General features: G+C 58.9%; 25 protein-coding genes. 7 read left to right on the top strand and 18 right to left on the bottom strand.

Annotated features, from left to right (window positions below; translation table 11 throughout):
- Positions 1-146 precede the first annotated feature (146 nt).
- Positions 147-1,640, bottom strand: coding sequence for a DUF4153 domain-containing protein (locus HOP44_RS16430; RefSeq protein ID WP_172255222.1), 1,494 nt, complete (start codon positions 1,638-1,640; stop codon positions 147-149).
- Positions 1,641-1,775: 135 nt separating this feature from the next.
- Between HOP44_RS16430 and HOP44_RS16425 the strand changes: the two genes are divergently transcribed.
- Entirely contained in the window at positions 1,776-3,587 is a 1,812-nt protein-coding gene (locus HOP44_RS16425; protein ID WP_172255220.1) for an ABC transporter substrate-binding protein, read from the top strand.
- Between the two features lie 127 nt (positions 3,588-3,714).
- The gene (locus tag HOP44_RS16420) at positions 3,715-4,755 is read left to right on the top strand and encodes a zinc-binding alcohol dehydrogenase family protein (protein ID WP_246369870.1); all 1,041 of its coding nucleotides are present in this window, start codon (positions 3,715-3,717) and stop codon (positions 4,753-4,755) included.
- Between the two features lie 76 nt (positions 4,756-4,831).
- Here HOP44_RS16420 and HOP44_RS16415 read toward each other — a convergent pair whose 3' ends face one another.
- Both HOP44_RS16415 and HOP44_RS16410 read right to left on the bottom strand, forming a co-directional pair.
- The gene (locus HOP44_RS16415) at positions 4,832-5,491 is read right to left on the bottom strand and encodes a CatB-related O-acetyltransferase (protein WP_172255218.1); all 660 of its coding nucleotides are present in this window, start codon (positions 5,489-5,491) and stop codon (positions 4,832-4,834) included.
- Positions 5,492-5,528: 37 nt separating this feature from the next.
- Positions 5,529-6,557 carry an ion channel gene (locus HOP44_RS16410; protein WP_172255216.1) on the bottom strand — a complete coding sequence of 343 codons (1,029 nt, stop codon included), beginning with the start codon at positions 6,555-6,557 and terminating at the stop codon, positions 5,529-5,531.
- 162 nt (positions 6,558-6,719) lie between these two features.
- Here HOP44_RS16410 and HOP44_RS16405 point away from each other — a divergent pair, with 162 nt between their 5' ends.
- The gene (locus tag HOP44_RS16405) at positions 6,720-7,232 is read left to right on the top strand and encodes a DUF4178 domain-containing protein (protein WP_172255214.1); all 513 of its coding nucleotides are present in this window, start codon (positions 6,720-6,722) and stop codon (positions 7,230-7,232) included.
- Between the two features lie 92 nt (positions 7,233-7,324).
- Here HOP44_RS16405 and HOP44_RS16400 read toward each other — a convergent pair whose 3' ends face one another.
- The 6 genes from HOP44_RS16400 to putP all read right to left on the bottom strand — a co-directional run bounded on the left by HOP44_RS16400 (position 7,325) and on the right by putP (position 12,360).
- Positions 7,325-7,738: a DUF350 domain-containing protein gene (locus tag HOP44_RS16400; RefSeq protein WP_172255336.1), complete on the bottom strand. Its 414-nt coding sequence runs from the start codon at positions 7,736-7,738 to the stop codon at positions 7,325-7,327.
- On the bottom strand, positions 7,738-8,451 hold the full coding sequence (locus HOP44_RS16395; RefSeq protein WP_246369868.1) for a hypothetical protein: 714 nt from the start codon (positions 8,449-8,451) through the stop codon (positions 7,738-7,740). The genes HOP44_RS16400 and HOP44_RS16395 overlap by 1 nt, the downstream gene beginning before the upstream one ends.
- The gene (locus tag HOP44_RS16390) at positions 8,452-9,663 is read right to left on the bottom strand and encodes a glutathionylspermidine synthase family protein (RefSeq protein ID WP_172255212.1); all 1,212 of its coding nucleotides are present in this window, start codon (positions 9,661-9,663) and stop codon (positions 8,452-8,454) included.
- Positions 9,660-10,388, bottom strand: a complete 729-nt coding sequence (locus HOP44_RS16385) for a hypothetical protein (protein ID WP_246369866.1) — start codon at positions 10,386-10,388, stop codon at positions 9,660-9,662. The genes HOP44_RS16390 and HOP44_RS16385 overlap by 4 nt, the downstream gene beginning before the upstream one ends.
- Positions 10,389-10,435: 47 nt before the next feature.
- Positions 10,436-10,648 (bottom strand): hypothetical protein, encoded by a 213-nt coding sequence (locus HOP44_RS16380; protein WP_172255210.1) that lies wholly within the window; start codon positions 10,646-10,648, stop codon positions 10,436-10,438.
- A gap of 269 nt (positions 10,649-10,917) precedes the next feature.
- Positions 10,918-12,360, bottom strand: coding sequence for a sodium/proline symporter PutP (gene putP, locus HOP44_RS16375; protein WP_172255208.1), 1,443 nt, complete (start codon positions 12,358-12,360; stop codon positions 10,918-10,920).
- A gap of 271 nt (positions 12,361-12,631) precedes the next feature.
- On the opposite strand from putP, the gene HOP44_RS16370 reads away from it, so the two are divergent.
- The gene (locus tag HOP44_RS16370) at positions 12,632-14,143 is read left to right on the top strand and encodes a peptide MFS transporter (RefSeq protein ID WP_172255206.1); all 1,512 of its coding nucleotides are present in this window, start codon (positions 12,632-12,634) and stop codon (positions 14,141-14,143) included.
- Positions 14,144-14,205: 62 nt separating this feature from the next.
- On the opposite strand, the gene rhaM is transcribed toward HOP44_RS16370, so the two are convergent.
- From rhaM to HOP44_RS22860, 4 genes are all read right to left on the bottom strand, one after another.
- Positions 14,206-14,523: an L-rhamnose mutarotase gene (gene rhaM / locus HOP44_RS16365; RefSeq protein ID WP_172255204.1), complete on the bottom strand. Its 318-nt coding sequence runs from the start codon at positions 14,521-14,523 to the stop codon at positions 14,206-14,208.
- A gap of 131 nt (positions 14,524-14,654) precedes the next feature.
- Positions 14,655-15,752, bottom strand: coding sequence for a dual-specificity RNA methyltransferase RlmN (gene rlmN / locus HOP44_RS16360; RefSeq protein ID WP_172255202.1), 1,098 nt, complete (start codon positions 15,750-15,752; stop codon positions 14,655-14,657).
- A gap of 253 nt (positions 15,753-16,005) precedes the next feature.
- Positions 16,006-16,455 (bottom strand): hypothetical protein, encoded by a 450-nt coding sequence (locus HOP44_RS16355; RefSeq protein ID WP_181286078.1) that lies wholly within the window; start codon positions 16,453-16,455, stop codon positions 16,006-16,008.
- A gap of 81 nt (positions 16,456-16,536) precedes the next feature.
- A complete protein-coding gene (locus HOP44_RS22860; protein ID WP_172255200.1) occupies positions 16,537-18,048 on the bottom strand; it encodes an HD domain-containing phosphohydrolase in 1,512 nt (503 codons plus the stop codon).
- 169 nt (positions 18,049-18,217) lie between these two features.
- Here HOP44_RS22860 and HOP44_RS16345 point away from each other — a divergent pair, with 169 nt between their 5' ends.
- Positions 18,218-19,132, top strand: a complete 915-nt coding sequence (locus HOP44_RS16345) for a TIGR01777 family oxidoreductase (protein ID WP_172255198.1) — start codon at positions 18,218-18,220, stop codon at positions 19,130-19,132.
- A gap of 151 nt (positions 19,133-19,283) precedes the next feature.
- Here the strand turns inward: HOP44_RS16345 and HOP44_RS16340 are convergent, their stop codons facing one another.
- Together HOP44_RS16340 and HOP44_RS16335 are read right to left on the bottom strand one after the other, a co-directional pair.
- A complete protein-coding gene (locus tag HOP44_RS16340; protein ID WP_172255196.1) occupies positions 19,284-20,048 on the bottom strand; it encodes a MerR family transcriptional regulator in 765 nt (254 codons plus the stop codon).
- A 28-nt stretch (positions 20,049-20,076) separates the two neighbouring features.
- Entirely contained in the window at positions 20,077-20,961 is an 885-nt protein-coding gene (locus tag HOP44_RS16335) for a CPBP family intramembrane glutamic endopeptidase (protein WP_172255194.1), read from the bottom strand.
- Between the two features lie 150 nt (positions 20,962-21,111).
- Here HOP44_RS16335 and HOP44_RS16330 point away from each other — a divergent pair, with 150 nt between their 5' ends.
- Positions 21,112-22,467 (top strand): hydroxysqualene dehydroxylase, encoded by a 1,356-nt coding sequence (locus HOP44_RS16330; protein WP_246369864.1) that lies wholly within the window; start codon positions 21,112-21,114, stop codon positions 22,465-22,467.
- 93 nt (positions 22,468-22,560) lie between these two features.
- Positions 22,561-23,337 carry a sporulation protein gene (locus HOP44_RS16325; protein ID WP_172255190.1) on the top strand — a complete coding sequence of 259 codons (777 nt, stop codon included), beginning with the start codon at positions 22,561-22,563 and terminating at the stop codon, positions 23,335-23,337.
- Positions 23,338-23,457: 120 nt separating this feature from the next.
- Here the strand turns inward: HOP44_RS16325 and HOP44_RS16320 are convergent, their stop codons facing one another.
- The 3 genes from HOP44_RS16320 to HOP44_RS16310 form a co-directional block, all read right to left on the bottom strand.
- Positions 23,458-24,450, bottom strand: a complete 993-nt coding sequence (locus HOP44_RS16320; RefSeq protein ID WP_172255188.1) for an LLM class flavin-dependent oxidoreductase — start codon at positions 24,448-24,450, stop codon at positions 23,458-23,460.
- Between the two features lie 394 nt (positions 24,451-24,844).
- Positions 24,845-25,141 (bottom strand): hypothetical protein, encoded by a 297-nt coding sequence (locus tag HOP44_RS16315; protein WP_172255186.1) that lies wholly within the window; start codon positions 25,139-25,141, stop codon positions 24,845-24,847.
- Positions 25,138-25,434, bottom strand: a complete 297-nt coding sequence (locus HOP44_RS16310) for a hypothetical protein (RefSeq protein WP_172255184.1) — start codon at positions 25,432-25,434, stop codon at positions 25,138-25,140. Before HOP44_RS16310 ends, HOP44_RS16315 begins: the two co-directional genes overlap by 4 nt.
- Between the last annotated feature and the right edge of the window lie 44 nt (positions 25,435-25,478).

Genomic DNA, 25,478 nt, shown 5'->3' with positions numbered 1-25,478 from the left:
GGGCCTGCCGCTCTCTTTCCCTTTTACCCAGAAGAGGCGGAGGGGTTCGGATTTTCCGGATGTTTTTTCAGCAAATTCCAGCTTGGAACCGTCCCGTTCGGAAAACGTTCAAAATCATGCCAAAGCCCGCCGCTGCGCCATACGTTCTAGTTGACATATTGACTCAGCCGCTCACGCGATCTCCATTCCGAAACGTTCCGCGACGGCCACGGCACCTTGAGGTTGGCTTCGTTTTTCGCTTTTTCCCGCAGCAGCCGATCCAGTTCGCCGCCTTCTTGTTTCCCTCGTTCGATCAGCACGGGCATAGCGTCGGAGGACAAGCCCATCAGATAACCCAGATCGGCTGCCGCTTCGGCCGTATGCTGGCGATCCAGATTAAGACGCGCAATGACCCTGTCCATGCAGGCATAGTTGACGGCCAGATAAGCGCAGACGCCGAGTACGACGAGCAGACGTCCAAGCGCAATGCGGCGCAGCCGAATGCACAGGGCGAACAGCAGCAGGACCGCGAACAGGAAGATCATGAACGCATGCACGAGAAAACGGAGCCGCGTGTAACCGTAAGCTTCTTCGTACAGCAGCAGCCGGGAAAAAGCCGACCCCAGCATCGCCACCGAGCAGAAGACGAGCAGCAGATGCAGGGCATCCAACAGCCGGCGCTGCCGTCCTTCTCCGCGCAGGGTCGCGTACATGCCGATCAGCAGCACTCCGAAATTGATCAGCGTGACGCCGATCAGTTCGCCGAACCCGCTGCGCGCGTACTCGGCATACGAAGAAGATTCGGGGAGTACGCCCTGCCAGGCGCCGAACAGATAAGAGAACTGAAACGCCACGAACAGCACATAGACGAGATTGAGCGAGATCAGCAGCGTGACTACGGGCAGCGGCCGGAACCTGGCGGCCGGTTCGACGGGTTCGGACATCCAAGGCCCCTGTACGGGCAGTCTGCGCTTGGGCGAACGGAAACCGGCCAGATACGTGAACAGGAACAGCCCGGCGGCACATGTCCACAGCAGCCTTCCTCCTCCGTCGCCGAGCGGCAGATTCCCGAACCATACGGGAATACGGCCCGCCATGGTGCGCAGCACGCCGTCTGCCGACAGCAGCAGCACCAGCACGATCCCAAGCAGCGGCACCGCGAACGCCAGCCCGTACATGACCTGCCTGAGCGAAGAATCGTCTTCGCTGTCGCCGGCTCGATTGGCGCGAGGCCGTGCCCAGGCGAATGCGTCAGGCACATGCAGCACCGTCTGCTTCAGCACGTGGCCGAACGCATCGGGAATCAACCGCGGATCATGCCAGCTTCGTCTGCGATCGCCCATGATGTAAGTCAGATGCCAGGCGATCAGGGCCGGGAGCGCCAACAGATTAAGCACGAAAAAGATCGGGTTGTCGAACAGCGCATACGTCAGCGCGAGCAGCAGAACCGCAGCCGACAGCAGCAGGCCGGCCCGATCCGGCGGCCGCATCGTTTCCCGGCCGAACATCCGGAAATAGGCATACAGCAGCAGGATGAACAGCGGTACGGATAGTCCGGGCAGCAGGCCGTAGAACAGCAGTTGATGCAGTCCGCCAAGCGCAAGTGCCGCTGCCAACGCCGGCAGCAGGCGCCTCTCTCCCTCAATCTTCGATTCGTTCATATGGATTCCCCTCCGTTTGTCCAAGCGGTCTGCGCCGTTTGGACTGTATTCTTTTTCCATTATAGATGTTAAAATAAGAAGATAAATAGAAAGGTTGGGGGACCTTTTTTCTTATTTTGTTAAGGGGGACTATGAATGAAGCTGCACAGACAATTCCTGCTGCTGCACGAACGTTACGGAGCGGAAGACGACGGACGGGAAGGGGCACGGGTGACGCTTGCGGAAGTGGCGGAGACACTCGACTGCACGCACCGAAGCGCACTGACGGTGATCGGCAAAATGGCGGCGGCCGGCTGGATCGGCTGGTCGTCCAAGCGCGGCCGCGGCCGGCGCTCGGGACTTGCTTTTCGCTGGACGCCGGAAGATATCGCCGCGCAGTCGGTAGCCGACGCGATCGGACGCGGCGATATTCGCGGTATCGCGGGCGAGCTGGGCGACGCCGCTCCGCCGCCGGCGATGCAGGCCAGGCTGAGAGAATCGCTGCGCGCTTATTTCGGGCATCATTCGGAGACCCGGACCGGGCGGCAGATCGACACGCTGCGGCTGCCGATCCGTCAGCAGCTGCATTCGCTGGATCCGCTGCGCACCAATCTGCTCGCGGAATCCTTCGTCGTCGGCCACGTCTTCGACGGCCTGCTGCGCCGCCAGGACGGCTCGGACGAGATTCTGCCGGCGCTGGCCCATCACTGGGAATCGGGCGAAGAGGACACCTGCTGGACCTTCTATCTGCGCAAAGACGTTCCGTTCCATGACGGGCGGATCCTGACTTCGGAAGACGTCGTTTATTCGTTCGAACGTATGCGGCAGCTGCCGGAGCGTGTGCTGTACGGCTTTATGTTCCGCAATATCGCCGAAGTGACGGCGCTCGGCCCGCTTGTCGTGCGGATTCGCCTGAAGCGGGCGCATACGCTGTTTCTGCCTTTCCTCTGCACCAGCCGGACATCGATTGTACCCAAGGAAGCGCTGCGTCAGGGCGAGGAAGAATTTCGGCTGAATCCGATCGGTACCGGTCCTTTCCGGATCGCGACGTTCCTCCCCGACCTGTGCGTGCTGGAAGCGCATGTTCCGCATTATGCGGGCCGGGCGCATCTGGACCGGGTCGAGATCGTCAACATTCCCTGGCGGATAGAAGGCGGAGAAGATGTCGGGGAATCGGATTCGCCGTTCCATGTGTGGCAGGGAGACGGACCGAACGAGAGAGAAGAAACCCACGACGCGGCGGCAAAAACAAGCTCGGAAACCCTTCGGCGGCAAAAAGGACGCCCAACCCCGGACGGCGGTGCGGAATTCGAAGAAGCCTGGAGCCGGGCGCATGCGGAAGTGTTCTCGCGCAAATTCGTGACCTGCAATACGAAGAGCGGCCCGCTGCGCGACCCGATCGAGCGGGCGGCGGTGATGGCGGTTCTCTCCGGTGCAGGCCCGGGCGCCGCGGCTTCGGGCGAATCCGGCCCGGAGCGGAAGCCTCTGCGCCTGCTGACCATTCCGCAGTACCGCAAAGACGCCGCTCTCCTCAGAGAGCGGCTGGAACGCTGCGGCTATTCGTGCCGGACCATCATCGTGACGGTAGACGATTTCAAAGGCCGGACCCGGCTGGCTGCGGACCTCATCTTGTTCTCGCTGATCCGCGACCGCGACGAGCAGCTGCGGCTGTTCGATTTGTACCTGACGCTGTCGGAGCATACCGATTCGGCAACCCGCGCCTTCATTCGAAACGCGCTGCGCCTAGCTGCCGCGGAAGCGACGCCCCGAGGGCGCGGACGGGAACTTGATCCGATCGAAGCCCGCCTGGTCGCCGAACACCAGCTGCAGATTCTATACGAAACGCCGCTGCAGACTTCTTATCTGCCCAGCATCCGCGGCGTCAGCTTCGGTGCGCAGGGTTGGATCGACCTGCGCACCGTATGGTTTCCGCCGGGCGAGCAGACTGCGCCGGGCCGGCATTCCTGACGGCCCGGCGTCCGCCGCCCCTAACCCGGCAGCGGACGTCTGCGTGCGGGCCGTTTATATCGGGTTCTTTTGGCGTTATACATATACGAGTGTGCCTGAGTATCACTTCAAACGGGAGGAATACAAGATGAACCCTGCAGCCCCCATGAAAGCCGTAGCCCTGAAAGAATACCTGCCGATCGATCGCGAAGACAGCCTGATCGACGTGGAACTGGACCGACCGACGCCCCGGGGACACGATCTGCTTGTCCGCGTAAAAGCGGTCTCCGTCAATCCTGTCGATACCAAAGTCCGCTCCCCCAAAGCCCGCCGGGAAGAACAGCCCCGTGTTCTGGGTTGGGATGCCGCGGGGATCGTCGAAGCCGTCGGCGAAGACGTAACCCTGTTCCAGCCCGGAGACGAAGTGTATTACGCGGGCAGCATTACGCGTTCCGGCAGCAATGCCGAATTCCAGCTTGTGGACGAACGAATCGTCGGCCGCAAACCCAAGACGCTCGACTGGGCCGAAGCAGCCGCTCTGCCGCTGACTACGATCACGGCCTGGGAAGCGCTGCATGACCGTCTTCGCATATCGAAGAACCCGCAAGACAATGCCGGAAAAAGTATTCTCGTCATCGGAGCCGCCGGAGGCGTAGGCTCGATCGCGACCCAACTCGCAAACCTGGCGGGGCTGACCGTAATCGGCACCGCTTCGCGCGAAGAATCCGCCGCTTGGGCGCGACAGCACGGCGCGCACCAGATCATCACGCATCATGAAGATTTTGCGGATCAGATCAAGCGGCTCGGATTGGATGCTCCGGCCTATATCCTGTGCCTGAACAGCACCGACAAGCACTGGGACAATATGGCGAAGGCTCTGGCGCCCCAAGGCGCAATCTGCTCCATTGTGGAGACCCAAGAAGCCTTCGACCTGAACAAACTCAAAGACAAGAGCGGCACGTTCGTCTGGGAGCTGATGTTCACCCGCGCCATGTTCGAAACGCCAGACATGATCGCGCAGCACGAATTGTTGAACGAGGCGGCGAAGCTTGTGGACGAAGGCACGCTCGTCACGACGCTAACCGAGCGGCTGGCTCCGTTCCACGCGGCCAATATGCGCGAAGCGCACCGCCGCTTGGAAAGCGGCAGCATGATCGGGAAGCTGGTCGTGGAAGGGTTCGGCGAGTAAGACGCCGCCGGTTCTGCCGCACAGCGAAAAACCCTGCCGTTCGCAATAGGCGAACGGCAGGGTTTTTGTCTTTCTTCTAGTTCGGCTTGGGATCCTGTTCTTTCAAGCGGCCCACCTTTTCGCACAGTTCTCCGATCTTACTGCTTGTTAACAGCGGAATCAGCGGCTTGACCGCCTCGATATCCAACTCCCACCAGCGGGTTTCGAGCAGTTTTTTGATATCCGACTCGTCGAATCGTCGGCGAATCGGTACTGCCGGATTGCCTCCGACTATTGTATACGGTTCCACGTCTTTTGTGACGACTGCGCGTGAAGCAATGACCGCTCCGTGACCGATCTTTACTCCCGGCATAATCATCGCTTCTGTGCCGATCCATACGTCGCTGCCAACCCAAGTATCCCCTTTTGGAAGAAAACCGTCCGCAGCTCCTTCGTTTAGATCCGGCGTATAGTAGAACGGGTATGTCGACGCCCAATCGCTTCGATGCCCCTGATTCCCGCACAGGATAAACGAAGCTCCGGACCCGATCGAACAGAATCGCCCGATGATCAGCTTATCCGTTACCCATTCTTCGGGTGACAGGTACCGCACGCAGATTTCTTCAAAATGCTTCTCGTGATAATAGCCGGAATAATAGGTGTACTCCCCCACTTCAATATTGGGATTGGTGACATGTTCTTTCACCACATATCCTTTGGACCAATGCGCAAATACATTCGGGTTGTCTGTGTTCATGACCTTTCTCTCCTTATTTAATCTTCCACACCGCTTCTTACGGACGCTCGGCTCGTCCCGAAATCCGCCGGTGCGTCTCGGAGTCCGCTACCACATACAGCTTCGCCTTGTCCGGAATCGGCGTATCGAGCTTGCGGTTGATGCCGAGGTCTTCGCGGTCGGCGATCAGCGTCGCTCCCTGCGCCAGCAGCGCCTGAAACGCGTCGCCGTACGTCCGCCACGACCGGTCGACCGCTACTTCGTACACGTCGCTGCCGTTGGTCCGGTTGAGCAGCTGCGTGATTACGTCCGAACTGCCTTCGTGCAGCGCCGCCCGCACCGCGAGGCGCGAGATGGCGTCATGCGACAGGATGAACTCGTTCACCTGCGCGTGGCGGAAGTTCTGAACGTGATTCTCGATCGTGATCTCGACCGTCGTATGCACCTGCGGCGCGATCCGCTCGATGCTGGACACGATCAGCAGCGACTTGCCGTCGACCAATGCCCCTTCTTCGATCCGCTCGTCCGCGAAGATGATCGCGGCCCGGCAGGTCGCGATGCTCGCTTTGGCCAGAATATGATCCGCCGACGGATCGCCGCTGACAAAATGAACCTGTTCCAGATGCTCCAGCGGATGCCGGTTCGATTCGTCGATCAGCACGATCTGCGTTTTCGGTTCGCTTTCCAGAATCTCTTCGATTGCCGATCGCGCTTTTTTGCCCCAATTGATGATGACGATATGCCGACGTCCTTCAAATTTCAACAGGCCCGCTCCTCTCTGCCGCTGCACTTCCGCAATTGAATCGATCACCTTGCCGATCACAAGACTGAGCAGCCCGATTCCGAAGATATACAGGAAAATGGTAAAAACTTTGCCTGCGGGCGTCGTGGCGAAATAATCGCCGTAACCCACCGTGGCCATTGTGGTCATCACCCAATAGAAGGCGTTGAACCAACTGGTAAAGGTTGAAGGTTCAAGCGCATAAGCGATCGTTGCGCTGAGCAGCACGAACGTCAAGATGATGATTCCGATCGTCGTTTTGCGCAGATGCATCAACTTGGTCGACAGCCGGATAAAAAAATGCACGTTCGCTCCCCCTTGCTTGGATTCGGGCCGCGGATCGTCTACGATAGAACAAAGAAGACTTTTGCGAAACGCGGCCGCTCGAGATCACGTAAAGCTTCTTAATGCGAAATCTGCCGGACAAGCCGGCTGCACCCCATTCATTCCAGGTTGGAGGCCAAAATCATGTCCATGTTCAAGCGTATCCGCAACATCTTCGCCAAACCCGAAGCGCCGATCAAAGAACGCGGTATTCTCGATATCGGGCCGGGCGATATCTGCGAAGTGTCCCTGGTGACGTACGAAGTCACCGGCCGCACCCAGAATGCCCGCCGCAAAGCCGTCGTATTGACGCTGCGCGACGGGGCGAACCTGTCTTACCTGGTCATCGAAGAACGCGAAGAAAACACGTACGCGCTGTACCGTCCGATCGACGGACGTCTCGATTCCATTCAGGAAGTGCCGACCACGATGGACCTCGACGGTACCGTTTACCATCTCGAAGAACAGTACAACGGCCATGTCGTGACGACGGGACGTACCCCGTTCATGCAGGGCGGCGACCAGTCGGTCTGGCAGTACCAGTCCGACGACATGAAGCTGCTCCGCATCGAATGGATGGACGGCCGCTTCATGCTGTACGAAGGCGAAGATATCCCTCCGGCCGACGTGCGCGTCATTCGCGGCGGCGGAGCCTGAGGGACTGGTCGCACCTGAACTTTAGTCGGCACGCACAGTGTGATAAGGCCGCGCCCGCTGCGATAGCGGACGCGGCCTTTTTCCTGCGCCAATCAGATAATCAGACTGCTGATCGAGAGTGCCGTGCCGATAAATACCGCGCCCAGCAGCAGACCGACAGCCACATTGCCTTTTTCCAACTGATCCGAGATTTTGAACTTCGGCGTCAGCAGTTCGAACACGTAATAGACGATCACCAGACAGATTTGTCCGACCACGAACCAGATCGCCATGTACCAGATCGACGTATTGGTGTAGGCGGAAATGCCCAGGATGATACCGGTCGCGATAAACTTGCCGCCGAGCGCGAGGCCTACGGCTACGTTGCCTTTGCGCAGTTCTTCCATATCGTTGAACGGCGTCTTGATGAAGAAAATAAGCATGCCCAAAATCTGCAGCACGATAATCGCGATCAAGCTGACCGCAAGGTTGTACAGTGTTACCCAGTCAAATCCCAAATCTTCCATCACTTGGCCCACCCCCGAAATTTCGCATATGCCAGATCGTAATCGGCAAAGTCATGTACTTCTTCCAGCACGACCGAAACGGTCTTGACGTCTTTGAGCTTGTCGTAACGCGACGTGTCGACGGGCTGCTTCATCCGGTTGCCCGACGGCAGCTCCAGCACGGCAAAGTTGCGCGTCTCGCCGTTGTATTCCGTTTTGTACACGCCGACCACGTCCACATCCGTCGTGACCGAAACCTTGAGGTTTTCCAGATCGGTCTTCGCCGCCGCTTCGTCGGGGTACGACTTGAGCGTCGTCCAACCGGACAGCTGGACGTCGTTGCGTCCCTGTTCGTCGGTCGTCAGCGTGGCGCTCATCGACTGCAGCGTCCACACCTGCTGGCCGGTCGCGTAATTGTTGTCGTTCGGCAGCAGCTCGTTGTCCGGCAGCACGGTCATATCGCTTCCGATCAAATCGCCGACCGAACCTTCCTGGATCCGGTAATCCCACGGCACGGTGTTTTCACCCGGTCCGTCGTCGGCATTCGTGCTCGTTACGGAACTCTTCGAGCAGGCGCCGAGTACAAGCACCAGGATCAGCAGCGCAGGCAGCCAGACCCATGTCCGCAGACGGCGGGTTCGTTCGGTTCCGGGCTCCCGGGCTTGTCCGGAAACGGATTCGGAAGCCGCCTGACGGCCTGCCGGGTCCGCGGACCTTTCGATATTTCGCAGCATCTATTCCACTCCCAACGCGATAAAATGACTGGCATTGCCGGTAATGAGTCCTCCGGCGCGGCCCAGCATGCCGCACGGAACGCCGTCGATCACGAACATGCCCGCAAGCAGGTGAAACTCGCCTTCGGCGGTCGTTACGCGCGGCAGATCCGCTCTTTTTTGATACACGACCGGAAACAGTCCGCTCGTATCGTAGCCTTCCTCGTCCTGCAGTTCCAATTCCCCGGATTGTCCGTACATCCGCACCGAACCGCCTTCGCGGCCGAACATGGACTTGGATACGTAGTCGCCGGAGAACAAAGGCTTGGTGTATGTAGGCAGCATGTACCGGGAAATCGCTTCCCTTTCCTGCTCGTCGTACAGCATACCCAGTTCGTGCAGCCCCCAGATGACGGCCATCATGCCTTTGGACTGCAGCAGAATAGCGTGGGGATGATTGAACAGTTTGAGCTGTCCGCTCTCGACCGCATAAGCGAGCGCTTCGCCGCCATCGTCGACCGACATCCATTCTTTGGGGTACAAAGCGAACATGCGCTCAATCGTCCGCCCTTGGCCATCCTTGACCAGACCGTCGTCGATCGTCAGCTCCAGACAATCGACCAGACGCATATCGCGCCCGCTGTGCTTAACCAGAGCTTTGATCGTGCCCGAGTCTTCTTCATGCTCGCCGTAAGCGATACACGCCGCCGTGTCGGGCCGTTCGGAGGCCCAGGCGGACTTCACCCGCTCCGGCATCGCCCCGTTCATACTGCGAACCCCGACCCGTTCGCACATCCAGGGCGTCGCGATCGAAGACTCCACGTAGCCGGTCGGCGTATCCGCGTTCAGCTCCAGCAGTTTGATCCGGGCCTGATTCGGCGCGTCGGGATCTTCCGTCACGGCAAAGTCGAAACGCGCATAGCGGCTGATCTTCGCTTCTTCCGCGACCGGGGCCTGATCGAGCATGTTCCACAGCACGGGCGGAATTCCGATCAGCTCGTACAAATTGCGGCGGCGGTGCACATAGCGGACCGCTTTGTCGAACACGCCCCACAGACGGCGCGAGGCTTCGTCCAGCTCGGCATGAACCGATTCGTCCATAACGGCAGCCTGATCGATCCAGTACCGTTCGTCTTCATAATCCGCCCAGGCAAAGCCCAGTTCGCGCAGTTCCTCTACGCGGGCCGCGCGGTCTTCCGACGGCGTGCCCGCGATTCGAAATATCCCGCTCATCCGCCGAAGAAGCCGCCGGACTTCGAACCGGACGACTTGGAACCCGACGAGCTGAGTCCGCTGGATCTGCCGCCTACGCCGCCGGAACCCGAAGAGGTGGAGCGGCGTGTGATTTTGCCTGTGGAATTCGAGGTCTTCGGTCGCACCGTCGAACCGTTTACCGAACGGTTCTGGAAGCTGCCGCTGCTGTAGGTGCGCGGCGTATACGGCCGGGTCGATCCCGCGTAGTAGCCGCGGCGGTTGTTATACCAGCCGCGCGACGAGTAGACGCCGGCATTGTTGAACAGGAAATGGTACAGCATCAGATCGCCCCAGCCGAAGCCGGAACCGTACCCGCCGTAATAATTATTGACGACCGTCGTGCCTTCCGAACCGTCGGACGGCGCGGTCGTCTGCTCCTGCTCCTTCAGATCTTCTTCCGTGATCGGCAGGCTCCAATCGACCGTCGGATCGTAGTACTGCTTGACCTCTTCCGTCGAAAACTCGACCAGCTTGGGCTCGGAAGAACCTCCCGATGCGTTCGAAGCCAAGGCTCCTCCCGGAATCAAGGCCGTATTGGCGAGCAGGGCAAGACCCAGCGACGTCGACAGGACCTTGACCGGCCGGCTGAAGCCTGCTTCCCGCTCCGGACCGCTTTCTTTGGCTTTGCCTTTTTCCGGCGTACCGGAACCCGTGTCCGAAGATTCCGCTTTCAATGTATAACGCTCTTTGTCCGTATGATCCAACGTTCTTGTCCCTCCTTCGAAAAGCTTGCGTGTTCCGCCGCCGGGTGTCAGCCGTGCATCGGCACGAGCAGCAGCTCCAGCTTGCCCGTATCGACATTCAGCCGGCCTTCGACCGCTTCATATTCTTTACCCTGAACGACCAGATAGTTGGCATGTTCAAGCGCCGCTACCATATTCATGCTCCACGGGCGCTCTTCGATCTGTCTCAATTCGCCTCCGACCATTTTTTCGAACAAAATGACGGCAATGTCTTTATCCATTCGGCAGTCCCCTTTCTGTTTCCCTATCCCATTTACGGCCATGCATCGGTTTACGCCAACTGTATACGCACTGCGCGAAGATTCGTTGCGTAAATTCCCGGCATTCTGCGGAACTTCCCGATATTCCCATTCAGCATACGATTTCTCTTTAATGAAGGCAATATTTTCGGACACTTTTTGATGAAAAGGAAGACGTTCGGGCGAATCGGCACAGCAAAAACGCGCCCCTGGAAAAGGCGCGTTTTCGGATCCGTCCGCAGCTGCGGCCTTTACTTGTTCGTCCGCTGCCCTCCGCGTGCGCCGGTCAGCAGGCTGACCGCCACGATAGCGATCAAGTTGACGGCAAAGCCCGGTACGATCTCGTACAGCGTTTCTTTGAGTACCGGTATGTTGGCCCAGACGATAACCGTCAGAGCGCCGGCAACCATGCCGGCCAGCGCGCCCCAGCGGTTCATCCGTTTCCAATACAGACTCAGCAGAATCACCGGGCCGAACGAAGCGCCGAAGCCGGCCCAGGCATACGCAACCAGCGTCAGAATCGTATCGTTTTTGGTGTACGACAGCGCCAGTGCGGCAATCGAGACGACCAGCACCGCCAGACGGCTGACCCGCGTCAGTTCTTTCTCGGAAGCGCCGCGGCGCAGAAAGATCCGGTACAAATCTTCCGTCAGCGAGCTGGAAGTGACCAGCAGTTGGGAAGAGATGGTGCTCATGACGGCGGCAAGCAGGGCTGCGAGCAGGAAGCCCGTAATCAGCGGATGGAACAAGATGCGGGACAGTTCGATAAATACCGTCTCCGGATCGGCCAGGTTCAAGCCGCTGCGCGAGAAATAGGCCGCGCCGAGCAGACCGGTCAGCATCGCTCCCGCAACGGAGAAGATCATCCAACCCATCCCGATCCGGCGGGCTTTTTTGATCTCTTTGACCGAAGAAATCGCCATGAAACGCACAATGATATGCGGCTGGCCGAAATAACCCAAGCCCCAGGCCAGCAGCGAGACAATACCGAGCACGCTGGCATCCTTGAGCGGATCGAGCAGGGATGGATCGATCGCGCGAATCTCGCCGAGCGAACCCGAGACGCCGCCGCTGTGGAGCAGCGTCACGATCGGGACCATCACCAGCGCCAGGAACATAATGAGCCCCTGCACGAAGTCCGTCCAGCTGACGGCCAGGAAACCGCCGAACAGCGTGTAAGCAATCGTAACTCCCGCCACCAACCATAAGCCTGTCCGGTAATCGAGGCCAAAGCTGGATTCGAACAACACCCCGCCCGACACCATGCCCGACGAAATATAAAAGGTGAAGAATATGATAATGACCAGCGCCGACACCAATCGGATGATCCGTGTACCGTCGCCGAAGCGGTTCTCCAGATACGAAGGAATCGTCATGGCATCGCCCGCCTCCTCCGTGTACGTCCGCAGGCGCGGAGCCACGTACAGCCAGTTGGCATAGGCGCCGACCGTCAGACCGACGGCGATCCAGCCCGCACTGAGTCCCTGGGTAAACATCGCGCCCGGCAGACCCATCAGCAGCCAGCCGCTCATATCGGCCGCGCCCGCGCTCAAAGCGGTAACGGCAGGTCCCAGGCTGCGGCCTCCCAGGACATAATCGGACAAGCCGGATGTGCGCTTATACGCAATCCAGCCGATTAACAGCATGCCCGCCAAATAAATGGCAAGCGAAATCAAAATCTGAGTATTGGCCATGTTTCTCCCCCGGTTTCTCTCTGGATAAAGCGGATGACCGGCGTTACCCGCCAGTCAATCATTTTAAGATCGTAATTGATTTACCGCGTCAGTGCAACGGATTTGTTGGTATAGAAAAGAAATAAGGCCTTGAAAACGTCTTCAGCACATTTGGGCGGTACCAGCGGGTTCGATTATCGAAAAATACTTGTTCAATCTTTCACAATCCTTTATTTTAAAAAGCACGCTGCAATCTGCACATCTAAGGGTCAAACATCGACGGAGGGGTATTATGAAAGGCAAACAAAAAGGGCAAGCGGAGCTTACCCGCCAAAATATCGTGGACAGCGTGCCGCAGACGGGATTCTTCGGTCATCCGAGAGGGCTGCTGACCCTGTTCTTTACGGAGTTCTGGGAACGGTTCTCCTACTACGGCATGCGGGCGATTCTTCTGTATTACATCTACGACACGACCGTCAACGGCGGATTGGGCTTCACGCAGTCGACGGCCGTCGCCATCATGTCGATCTACGGCTCGCTGGTCTATATGTCCACCATTATCGGAGGCTGGCTCGCGGACCGGATCCTGGGCAAATCGCGTTCGCTGTTCTGCGGCGGTGTTCTCATCATGATCGGTCACGTGGTGCTCGCCCTGCCTTACGGCGCCAACACCATGTTCATCTCGATGGGCCTGATCATCATCGGCACCGGCATGCTCAAGCCCAATGTCTCGAGCGTGGTCGGCGAGATGTATGCGGACAGCGACAATCGGCGCGACGCGGGCTTCAGCATTTTCTATATGGGTATCAATCTCGGCGCGTTCATCGCTCCTCTGATCGTCGGAACGATCGGCCAGAAAGTCGACTATCACCTCGGATTCTCCCTGGCGGCGATCGGCATGCTGGCCGGTCTGCTGGTCTTTCTGTTCACGCGCAAAAAATCGCTGGGACTGGCCGGAACGGTCGTACCCAATCCTCTGACCCGCGCAGAACGGGGCCGCGTACTGACCACTCTCGGACTGGGTACGCTGGTCGCTGCGGGCATTGTCGCGATTGCGGCCTGGCAGGGTTGGTTGACGATCCGTTCGTTTACGTTCACGATCGGCATCCTCGGCGTCCTGATCCCGATCGCCTACTTCACCGTCATGTACCGGAGCGGCAAAACGACCGATATCGAGCGCTCCCGGCTGCTGGCCTATATCCCGCTCTTTATCGCGGCGGTCATGTTCTGGTCGATTCAGGAACAGGGTTCGACCATCCTCGGCGTCTATGCCGATAAACGGACGCAGTTGGACTTTATGGGCCTTCAGATCGAACCGTCCTGGTTCCAGTCCGCGAATCCTCTGTTCATCATCGTTATGGCTCCCGTATTCGCCTGGATCTGGACCAAACTCGGCGACCGGCAGCCAAGCGTTCCTGTCAAATTCTCGCTTGGCCTGCTGTTCGCGGGTCTCTCGTTCCTTGTGATCCTGATCCCCGGCCAGTTCGGCGGCGGCGGACCCGTCAGCCCGCTGTGGCTGGTGCTCAGCTATTTCGTGGTCGTGCTCGGCGAACTGTGTCTGTCGCCGGTCGGCTTGTCGACGACGACCAAGCTTGCGCCGGCCGCTTTCTCGGCGCAGGCGATGAGCCTGTGGTTCCTCGCACCCGCGGCGGCGCAGGCGCTCAACGCCCTGATCAGCCAGCTGTATTCGGAGCAGAACGAGACACTGTATTTCGGCATTATCGGAGGCGCGGCGCTGGCGCTGGCCGCTGTACTGCTGCTGCTGGCTCCGATCATCCGCAAAGCGATGCGGGGCATTCATTGACGGACAGGCTTTTTTTGTGCCCGGGCGGAGAAGAAGAAATTCTCCGCCCGGGCGATCGGCGGTCAGCGGCCGAGGTGAAAGACCGGCTTCAGCTCGCGGGATACGGGACTGTTGTCCGGGTTCGTCTCCATGATGTCTTTCATGTAGGCCCACCATCTGCGGCAGATTTCGGTATCGGCGGATTGTGCCCACCGCGCTTCGTCTTCGATTTCGAGATAGGCGAACAGGCTGTCCGTTTCTTCGTCCAGATAAATCGAGTAGCTCAGCATCCCGTGTTCGTTCAGCATGGCTTCCATCTCCGGCCACAATTCGTCGTGCCGGCGCCGGTATTCTTCGTGATGCTCGCTGAATACTTTCATGACCGAGACTTTGCGGATCATGTCGTCTTCCCCCTTTGGGCAATTCGGAATTCGTGAAGATTATAGCGCTTCCAAAAAAGACAAGCAAATCAAAAAGCGCGCCCCGCAAAGGGCGCGCTTAACTTATCGGAAACGGTTGATGCCGAATGCGATCAACCCGCCGCAACCGTGCCTGTACGGACGGATTGTTCGTCTTTGCGGATCTGCTTGCTCCGCAGCTGTCCGCAGGCGGCATCGATATCGGTGCCGTGCTCCATCCGGACGGTCGCGTTGATGCCGCGCTTCTTGAGCACGTCGTAGAAGCCGTTGATCGCTTCCGGCGTACTGCGCCGATACTGGCTGTGTTCGTCGACCGGATTGTAAGGAATCAGATTGATGCTGGCCTGATCCTTGAATTCGTCCAGCAGATCGGCCAGCTGCGCGGCCGTTTCGAGGCCGTCGTTGACTTCGCTCAGCAGGATATATTCGAACATGATCCGGCGGTTCGTCGTCTCGAGGTAGTAGCGGACGGCGTCCATCAGTTTTTCGAGCGGGAAAGCGCGGTTGATCTGCATAATCTGTGTGCGCAGATCGTTATTCGGCGCATGAAGCGAGATCGCCAGATGCGTCTGGGTACCGAGGTCCGCGAAGGCGCGGATCTTGGACGGAATGCCGCTGGTCGAGACGGTGATGCGCTTCGCGGCGATCGCCAGTCCCTTGCGGTCTTTGACCACTTCGAGAAACTGGATCAGATGTTCGAAGTTGTCGAACGGTTCGCCGATGCCCATGACGACGATATTGGTGACCTTCTCGCCGTTCCCGGCCGCATCCAGATAATGCTGCACGGTCATGATCTGCTCGACGATCTCTCCGGCAGTCAGATCGCGGCTTTTCTTGATCAGACCGCTTGCGCAGAAGCTGCAGCCGATATTGCAGCCGACCTGCGTCGTGACGCAGACGGACAAGCCGTACTTTTTGCGCATGAGCACGGTCTCGATCAGGCTGCCGTCATGCAGTTGGAGCAGGAACTTGACGGTACCGTCGGAAGCTTCCTGCTTGACGAATTCGGTCATCGTATTCAGCGAGAAGCGATCTTTCAGCAGGTCCAGGCAAGCGGCATTCACTGCGGCCATCTGCGAAAAGTCGCTTACTCTTGCCGTATACAAAGCCTCCCAGATATGCGCGGCGCGGGATTTCTTTTCCCCGTTTTGCGTCAGCCAGTCGGACATAGCCTCCAAAGTCAGTCCGTAAATGGACGGTTTGCTGTTCATGATGGTTAACCTCTTTTCATTTTAAAAAACCGGAAGTCCGCTCGGGACCCGGTATATTGGAGTGGCTGTTGGACTGGACGGTAAAATTCATTCTTATTCTCCCAAATTTCGGGCCCGAGTACAAGCGGCTTAAGGACCGCTCCGGATCGAAAAGACGAAAGAACCTCGCGCCGCAGGCGGAAGGTTCCTCGAAACGCTTGGCCCGAAGCTCAGCCGCAGCGCTGGGTTTTGTAACACTTAGTCTTTTTGCCCGTCACTTTCCCGTCACTTTGCTGACCGTCAGATTCCAGACCGCTTTGAGCGACAGAACGATAAAGAGCTGCGAATAAGTGAAACAGGACAGCACGAAGTTGCTCATGGTGTTCTGTCCGACATCGGAAGACAGCGCCAGATTGACTTCCTTGCCGGATTCGTAGCGGTCGGTCTGAACGTTGTAGCATCGGGGATAGAAAACGGAGTCACGGGGAACATTCTCAAGCAGGGCTTCTTTGCCGGCGGCAATATCGGGATGCTGGGAAACGGAAGGTTTGAGATAAGTGGCAAACGTTTGGTTGGGGTTCATCATGGGGGAAGCGACGAAATTTGGGGTCGGGGAAACGTAACGCTGTCGAAGAAGTTCCCATCCGCCGCAAAAAACAGCCGTTGCCGTAACAAACAAAGCGATCAGTACGTAGGCGGATTTCATTTTTCCTTTTAGCGGCACCCGGAACAGCCTCCAGTTTTTACTTGGAAGTTCTTATGGTCAAGCAATACCTAATAGGCAATTTACCCAGTAAAAAGAAATTCAGAACACTTTCTCATCCGTATATCGGGCACGAATTTCCAAAAACTCATCCAAATGTCTCAGAAACAGATCCGTGAGCTTCGGGTCGAAATGCTTGCCTCGCTCTTTTCGGAACAGCTCGACGATCTCGCCGATCGGCCAGGCTTTCTTGTACACCCGGTCGCTTGCCAGAGCATCGAATACGTCGGCGATCGCGGTGATCCGTCCATAGAGATGAATCTCTTCGCCGCTCAGTCCCTGCGGATATCCGCCCCCTCCGTATTTTTCATGATGCTGAAGCGCGATGATCGCCGCCGTCTTGAGGATGGGGCGGCTCGAATGCTTCAGCATCTCGTAGCCGGAACGCGCGTGATTCTGCATCGTCGCATACTCCTCTTCGGTCAGCTTTCCCGGCTTGTTGAGGATAGAATCGCTGATGCCCACCTTGCCGATATCGTGCATCGGACTGGCCAATGCAAGCAGATTGGCTTCTTCTTCCGGCAGCCCGTATTTTACGGCGAGCAGCTTCGTGTATTCGGCTACGCGCTTGACATGGAAGCCCGTTTCCTGCGAGCGGGTTTCCGCGATTTCGCCGAGCGTATAGATGATTTCTTTCTGCGTGCTTTCGATCTCGTGACGCAGTTCCAGATTCTCGAATACGGCATCCGTGTTGGCACAGTACGATTCGGCCAGATAGTATTCCCAGTCGCTGGGCATCCGGCAGGCTTCCACAAAGATCAGACGCTCCGGGCCGATCACACTCGGGGAATGGAAACTGAAACCGTCCGGGATCGGAGATTTCGCATTAAATTCCCGCAGCAAAGCGAGAACGTCTTCCACCTCTTCGGGCAGCGAAGCCGCATTCAGCTTGACGTATTCGCCGGAGGCCGCAAGCATGCGCCACTGCTGCCCGTTCTTCTGCAGCACCAGGCCCCCCGAAGACGGATAGGTTTTGAGGATCGACGCAAGATGGCGCAGAACATCCCGGGCCAGTTCCTCAAGCGAACCCGCGTTGAGGACAAGCGAGGAAGACAGCGCCACGTAATCCAGACTTTTTTTCTCGTCTTCGGTTTTCTTGAAATCCCGGTAGCCTCTCAGCGAACCGATCAGCGCCGACTTGAACTTGCCTGTGCTCCCGTCGAATTCCCCTTTGAGCCGGAACGTATTGATGTCGTATCCCAGCATGATTTCTTCTTCCTCTTCCTCCCAGACCGGGTCGGCGACCACGACGATCCGCGCGGCCGCGTTCGACAGGGATTCTCGGATATATCCGACCCATTCGAGCGCCTGCCGATCGGCCGAAGCGCACAGTTCCAGCATCACCACCGCGATGTCCGTTTCTGTCGCAAACATCAGACGGATCTCTTCCGGGGTCACAGCATGAAGCAGCCGCGTGGAGCGGCTCTCGAATTGAAAGCCGTCCAGCAGACGTGTCAATCCCCTGAATTCTTCGCTCCCGCCTCCGATCAGCAGGATATTCCATTCGCTCTCCGTCGGAAGGTTATCCTCTCCGATTAGCGGGTATCTGTCCATTGCATTTCTCCTCCAGCACGCAGCCCTTCCGGCTCTTGATCCGTTCATACAGTTAGATTGCATCCTTTTCGCTTTATCGTCAAATCGGAGGTCGATGTGAAGAGATTAAGGGTATAAATTGTTAAGATTCATACCGAAACGACTGCAAATCGACGTCAGGAGGAATAAGATGACCGGCCCGGACCGTTTAAAGGAAAAGAAACGCAAAATCGTACTTGCCGGAGCCACCGGATTTATCGGCGGAGCGCTGCGGGAACGATACACGAAAAAAGGATACGACGTACGGATGATTTCCAGAAAGCCGGAGCATACGGCCTGGGACGATTCCGAAGGCCTGCGCGCAGCGCTTGAAAGCGCGGATCTGCTGATCAATCTGGCCGGCCGATCGGTTAACTGCCGGTACAATGAACGCAACAAACGCGATATTCTGCAGTCGCGCACCGAAACGACGCGAATTCTCGGCGAAGCGGCGGCCGCCTGTTCCCAACCGCCGAAGCTGTGGATCAACTCGGGCACGGCTACGATCTACCGGGATGCCCGCGACCGGCCCATGACCGAGGAGAACGGGGAAATCGGCAGCGGATTTTCGGTCGATGTCGCCAAAGCCTGGGAAGAAACTTTTTGGGCGGCCGATACGCCGCGTACGCGCAAAGCGGTGCTGCGGATCGCGATTGTACTGGGGCAAGGAGGCGGCGTAACGACGCCTTACGTCAATCTGGTCCGATTCGGTCTTGGAGGCCGTCAGGGACCCGGAGACCAGCGTTTCAGCTGGATTCATCTCGAGGACCTCTGCCGGATGATCGAATTTATCGAAGAACGCCCGGATCTCTCCGGGATCTTCAACGCTTCGGCGCCGGAGCAGGTGACCAATACCGAGCAGATGCGCATCATCCGGGAAGCGTACGGCCGCAGATCCGGCCTGCCCGCGCCCGTCTGGATGCTGGAGCTTGGTTCCGCCATGATCCGTACCGAGACGGAGCTTGTTCTCAAGAGCCGTTGGGTAGCTCCGGAGCGGCTCCTGCGCGAAGGATTCGTATTCCGGTATCCGACGCTGCGCGAAGCAATGGCGGATATAGCGAGATAGCGCCGCTTGATGGCGCAGTAGAATAGTCCGAGGCTGCAAACCGGGCAAGCAAGGAGCGGCTTCATGCGAAGCCGCTCCTTGCTGTGCAGCCGGACCGGCGCAGGTATTCAACGCGCACAGGCAGCGCTCTACCGCAGCGCGGAAGCCCGGCTTATTCGTCCGATTTCCGGCGCAGATACTCGTCCGTAACCGCTTCGATATAGGCGGATATTTCCGCATCCAGACCGTAGACCCGGGCGGATTCGCCTGCGCCCGGGCGGACGAACGTCCAGTAGCGTTCCAGCAGCTGCCCGTCGCCCCCGAAAGCTTCTGCCGCGTAATCCAGCAGATCGCGCGCGAGCTCGAGCGACTCCGGCGCATCGGGCGGGCGATGCAGACTCTCGCGAAGCCGGCGCAGCAGCGCCGCCCAGGCCTCGGCCGCCGGTCCCGTTTCGACCGGCTGCGGAAGCCTGAGCAGCTCGTCCCCCGTGAAGAATGCCGTGCGCGCTTCGCCTCTTCGGGAAGAGTCGAAATCGCCCAGCTGGCGCACGAAATCGGCCATGTCTTCCAAAACGACCTTCCGGTTCACTTCGATCGAGAACAAACCGGATTCGATCAGCTTGTGCATGGCCGCAAGTTCCCGCATCCGAGTATCGATCCATTCCGATTGCCGGAGCAGCGCGCTTTTCCAAGCCTCTCCGCGCGGCTGTCCGGTCTCGGTGGGCATCCCGCCGATCTCCGACAGTTTGAATCCCATCGCTTTCAATACGGCGATCTCCTGCAGCCGCACCAGATCCTGCGGTCCGTACAGTCGGTACCCGGAGTCGGGGTGACGCTCGGGCTGCAGCAGACCAAGTTCTTCATAATAATGGAGCGCGGCTATGCTGATGCCCGAACGCCGGGCCAGTTCGCCGACTTTGTACTTTTTTTCGTGCATAAGACGCCTCCTTTCCTTCTGTGCGAGCTTATCCCGAACGATCCGTCCGGGGCAAGGCCCGGCTTTTCCGCTTCCGGGCAGACCGGCGGCGCAGCCCGGCCAGAGCGGCAAACACCGAAGCTCCGCCGACCACGACCGTCAGGAACAGCACGAACAGGCTTCCCGTCTCCCGTTCGACTTCGACGTAGCGCACCAAGCCTTCTCCCGGTTCGGCCAACACGGCGAAACGCGCCAGCATGAGATAAGCCAGATGAAACCCGATGCTGCCTCCAAGACTACCCAGGGCGGAACGGACGAACTGCAGCGCCACGGCAAAAAAGAGCAGAAGCACCATATAATCGGCCGTAACGGCCTGGGTATCCATGCCGGTCGCCGCCTGCAGCCCTCGCGCCGCGAGCGGTGCCAGCACGAACAGAATCGGCGCCAGCAGGAAAACGGCTGCGGACCGCATCCGGCGGCCGAGCGCATCGGGAATCAGGCCGCGGAAGACCAGTTCTTCCGGCAGGGCCTCGTACAGCAGCGCAATCAGGAGATTGAACGCCATCGCGCTCAGCAGCGGCCCGGTAAACCGGACTTCTTCCACAACGATCCAGCCCAGACTATGGGCGGCTCCGAAGCCGGCGGCCGCAAGCGCACACGCGATGCCGGCCGCGAAAAGTCCGGCGCCGATTTCGCGCTTCCATGCCCCGCCGCGAAAACGCAGCGGAAATTCTCCCGCGCCCCGCCGGCACAGAACCCGCACGGTCGGCACCACGATGCCGACCACAATGAGGGCCTGAACCACACGCTGGACCGGTTGAACGATTCCCGAATACTCCATCCGGTGATACGCGGCCGAAGCCGCATACAAAGCCAGTACGAAGCTTGTCCAACCGATCGCGGCCTGTACGCCCGGCTTCAGTTTCTTCTCCATATCCATTTTCCTCCTTCGGCTTGAAACGGATATTCCGTTTCGCTCTGACGTCACCATAAACCCTCAGGTTTACCTGAGAGTCAAGCGCAAGCCTGCGCAAATCGGGTAATGAAGCACAGAAACTCCCACAAGGAAAGCGAGGAAAACCATTTGCCGCAGAATCCGAATGTTCCATCCGAAGAATTGACGATCGTCGTCGGTGCCGGTCTGGCCGGTCTCAGCTGTGCGTTCGAGCTGGCCGAAGCCGGCCGATCCGTACTTGTGCTCGAAGCCGCCCCTTACGTAGGGGGACGCACCGCCAACTGGAACGAGAACGGAATGGAAGTGGAATCCGGTTTCCACAAATTTATCGGCTACTACACGCTGCTTCCCGAACTGCTCGAGCGTGCCGGCATCGATCTGAACGAGATGCTGTTCTGGGAAAAATCGATGGAGACCCGGCATCCGGAATCCCCGGAACCCGGCGTATTCGGGCTGGATGTGATCCGGGCTCCGCTCAAGACCGTACTCGGCGCACTCGGCAACAACAGCTATCTGACCCCCGCCGACAAAGCGTCCCTGATTCCGTTTTTTGCCGCGGGTTTCAAAGACTACGTCGCCCGTCCGGAAGAGCTCGACGAAATTCCGCTCAAGGAATACGCGGAGCGCCATCACGTGACCGAGCAGGCGCTGGAACGGATCTTGGAGCCGCTGTCTTCGGGAATCTTCTTCCTGCCGCCGGAGCAGTATTCGTCCTACGCTTTCTTCGGCCTGTTCGCTCCGGGCATTCCCCGTCTGCACAAGATGCGGATCGGCGCTTTCAGCGGCGGCATGACCGATGTGATGTGCCGTCCGCTGGCCGATGCGATCGAGCGTCTGGGCGGCACGGTGCGAACCTCTGCGCCGGTCAAAAGCCTCATTGTGGAACAAGAAACCGTCCGCGGCGTCGAGCTGGAGAGCGGAGAACGGCTGCTGTCTGCGAATGTCGTCGTGGCCGCCAATATTCGCCGTTCGCAGAAGCTCGTCGCCGAGCACTTCTCCGCGGTGTCGGCGTTCCGGCCGTTCTTCGACCTGGAGGCCATGCCGCATGTGACGGCGCAGTTCGAACTGCCTGCGCCGCTGCTGCCGCAGGACCGGACTACGTTCGGGCCCGGTACCCAGCTCGGATCGTTCGGCGAGCAGTCGCGCACCACGTTTCGCGACAAACCGGGACGAACGTCGATCATTCTGGTCGATCCCGACGCTCTGGTCGACCTGCCGGAAGAAGAAGTCTGGCAGCGGACGGTCGACAGCCTTAGAGAAATCGGTCTGGATGGCGTCGACAGCGTCACGGACTACCGGATCATCCGGGGAGACGAGAATTTCTACCGCCTGTCCGCCGGCAGCGAGAAAAAGCGGCCCAAGCAGGTCACCCCGATCCCGGGTCTGTTCCTGGCCGGCGACTATACCAAGCAGCCTTTTCTCGCCACGATGGAAGGTGCGGTCATCTCCGGACAGCGCGCGGCCAGAGGCATTCTGAAAACCTGAGTTCGGCCGTCCCAAAAATTTCTTCGTCAAAACGAAACCGCTCTCCACAGCGCCGCGTATATCTGGCATCAATCAAACGGAGGGTGAAAAAATATGTCTTTTTTCAAAAAAATGTTGGCCAGCGTCGGAATCGGTAATGCGAAGGTAGATACGGTACTCGACAACTCCCAGGTACCCGTCGGCGGCGATATCTCGGGGATCGTGCATATCGAAGGCGGCCAGGTCGAGCAGCAGGTCGATCGCATCTATCTGTTCATCAAGTCGGAGTATCTTCGCGAACGCGATGATCGCAAGGTTCGCGAGACGGCTACCGTAACCAAGTTTCTGCTGACGGAGCGCTTTACGCTTCGCGCGGGCGAACGCAAACAGATCCCGTTCCGCTTCACCCTGCCGGAATACGTGCCGATTACGCTGCACAGCTCCGCCGTGTGGGTAGAGACGGGCCTCGATATTCCGAGCGCCGCCGATGCCACCGACCGCGATGCGCTGAACGTGACGCCAAGCGACGAGATTCAAATCGCGCTGGACGCGATCGAACTGCTGGGCTTCCGTCTGCGCGAAGTGACGAACGATTACTCGCCGCGTCTGGGCGGACCTCTGCCGTTCGTGCAGGAATTCGAATACGTGCCCACGACCAAGTTCCGCGGCCAGCTCGACGAGCTTGAAGTGCTTTTCCGTCAAAACAACGGCGACCTCGAACTGCTGCTTGAAGTCGACCGCCGCGCACGCGGTCTGGGCGGATTCTTCTCCGAAGCCATGGGCACGGACGAAAGCCTGGTTCGCCTGAACCTGTCCCGGAGCGACCTGAGCCGCGGACCGCATGCCGTCGCCGACCTCCTGGAAAATACGATCTCCCGTTTCGCACACTAAAAGCCGGACCGCGCCGGACACGGACAATCGGCAGTAACGCAAAAAGGACCGCCTTCGGGCGGTCCTTTTCTTATGCGCCGCGCGCCTGCGAAACGGCGCGGCCGGCTCGATTACCACCCGTTAAGACCTTAGCTCAAGCCGGAACACTTCGGCGAGCATTTCGTACATGCGCAGCTTCGACTCGAATTCCGGCGACACGGTCGTCAGCATCAATTCATCCGCTTCGTACAGATCGGCCAGCGCGATCAGCTGGCGGCGGATGCCAAGCGGATCGCCGACGGCCATCCGGCTGCGGCCGGCGCGAATCTTCTCGCGCTGCTCCGGCGTGTAAGCGCGCGAAGCGGCTTCTTCAACCGTAGGCACACGGTCCAGCCGACCGCCTTCGCCGATATCGAGCAGATAATCGTCGAAGACGCCGGCAAGCCGCTCCGCTTCCGCTTCGTCGCGGCCGCATACCGCAAACAGGGACACCAGTACCCGCGGGTGCTCGCTGCCGGGCGAAGGAACGAAGCGTTCGCGATAGGCCCGCACCGTTTCTCGGCCGGCCCGCCCGCGAATGAAATGGCCGAAAGCCAGGCCCATGCCGTTGGCCGCGGCGATCTCCGCGCCGCCTTCGCCGGAACCGAGCAGCCACAGCTCCGGCGGCGCGGCCGGATGCGGCGTAACCCGGGCTCCGCCGGTACCCCGGATATGCGCCGCAAGCCGCGCGACCTGATCGGGATAGCGCCGAAACGAACCGCTGCGGCCGTCCAGCAGCGCGGCGGAGGTCTCGGCCCGACCTCCCGTCGAGCGTCCGACTCCCAGATCGATCCGCCCCGGATACAAAGAAGCGAGTACGGAGAAGTTTTCCGCGACCTTGAACGGACTGTGCATCGGCAGCATGACGCCGCCCGAGCCGATCCGCATCGAGCCTTGCAGCGAAGCGGCGAGTGCGGAAACAAGAATCTCCGGCGAAGAACCCGCAAGTATCCGGTTGCCGTGATGTTCCGATACCCAATACCGCCGGTATCCCCATTCCTCCGCGCGCCGGGCCAGTTCAAGCGATTCCGTCAGCGCCCGTTCCGGGGAACCGCCTTCCCGAATTTCCGAATAGTCCAAAATCGACAGCTGCATCTTCCGCCTCCTTTTATCCTTTTGAGTTTGTATAGACTCCATTATAGACTATGCGCAGAGCGCAGCAAAAAAGCCGGAGCCCAAAACCCCAGCTTGATTCGACAGGTTCAAACGGATCGGGCGGATACTTCCGCCTCCGGTCTGTCCTTAAATAATGCCGTTGAAATCTTTCGCCCGTGCGTCCAACTGCTCCGAAGCGGCGGAAATGTCTTCGAACTCTTCCAGGGCGATATGTTCGATACTCTTGAGCAGCTGATGGCTTCTCTGGATTCCCGCTTCCGCGCCAGACCCGTCAGCTCGTCCACATCGCCATCGGCAAGCCGGGGGAAGACCCCGCGCAGCTGCCCGAGCGATCGCTGCATAGGGCCGACCAACCATCTGCCGAACCAATAATTCACGTAAAAACAGAACAGGCCCAGCAGCGGCGGATAGTCCGTGCGGTGATCCGGCCGATCTCCCGGCCGTTATCGGTTACAATCGGGACCGGATACGGCTTGTTGAAATACTCGTACAGCAGGTTTCGTTCCTCCAGCGCTTCCGTGAAGGGAACGGAAGGCGGCAGATAGGCGCTTCGATACAGTTCCCGGACGCCTAATTCAACAAAGATATCGATCGTATGCAGCGCGCGGCATCTCGCGTCCTTCGCCGTAAGCCAGAGGTTCGCTGCCGTCGATCCAGGGAGTCCGGTCATTGACGGCTTCCTTGACGCTCCACCGTCTTCCACCAGCGCTTGAACCCGGAAGATTCGGAAGAAAGGTTTTCGAGGTCGGGAATCCCGTGGTCTTTCGGAAAAGCGGGCGAGGTCATTTCCCTAAGCGTGGAGCAGGCGACAAGCTGCGCACCGAGCTGGGCCAGCGGACGAATGACAATCGAGAGCAGAATGGCGACGATAACGTCAAAAACGAGGATGGTAAACGGCGTGGACGCATTCATCGGGCGGCGAATCCGTCGGCTCAAACTTTGGCCGCCGGTTATGTGGGTCAAGGGACTTCCTCCCGCTTGGTAGACTGTGAATAGGTTCTTGCATT

The sequence above is a fragment of the Saccharibacillus deserti genome (assembly GCF_013618475.1).
In the GTDB taxonomy this organism is placed as follows: domain Bacteria; phylum Bacillota; class Bacilli; order Paenibacillales; family Paenibacillaceae; genus Saccharibacillus; species Saccharibacillus deserti.
This window is presented reverse-complemented; position numbering and strand designations above follow the sequence as displayed.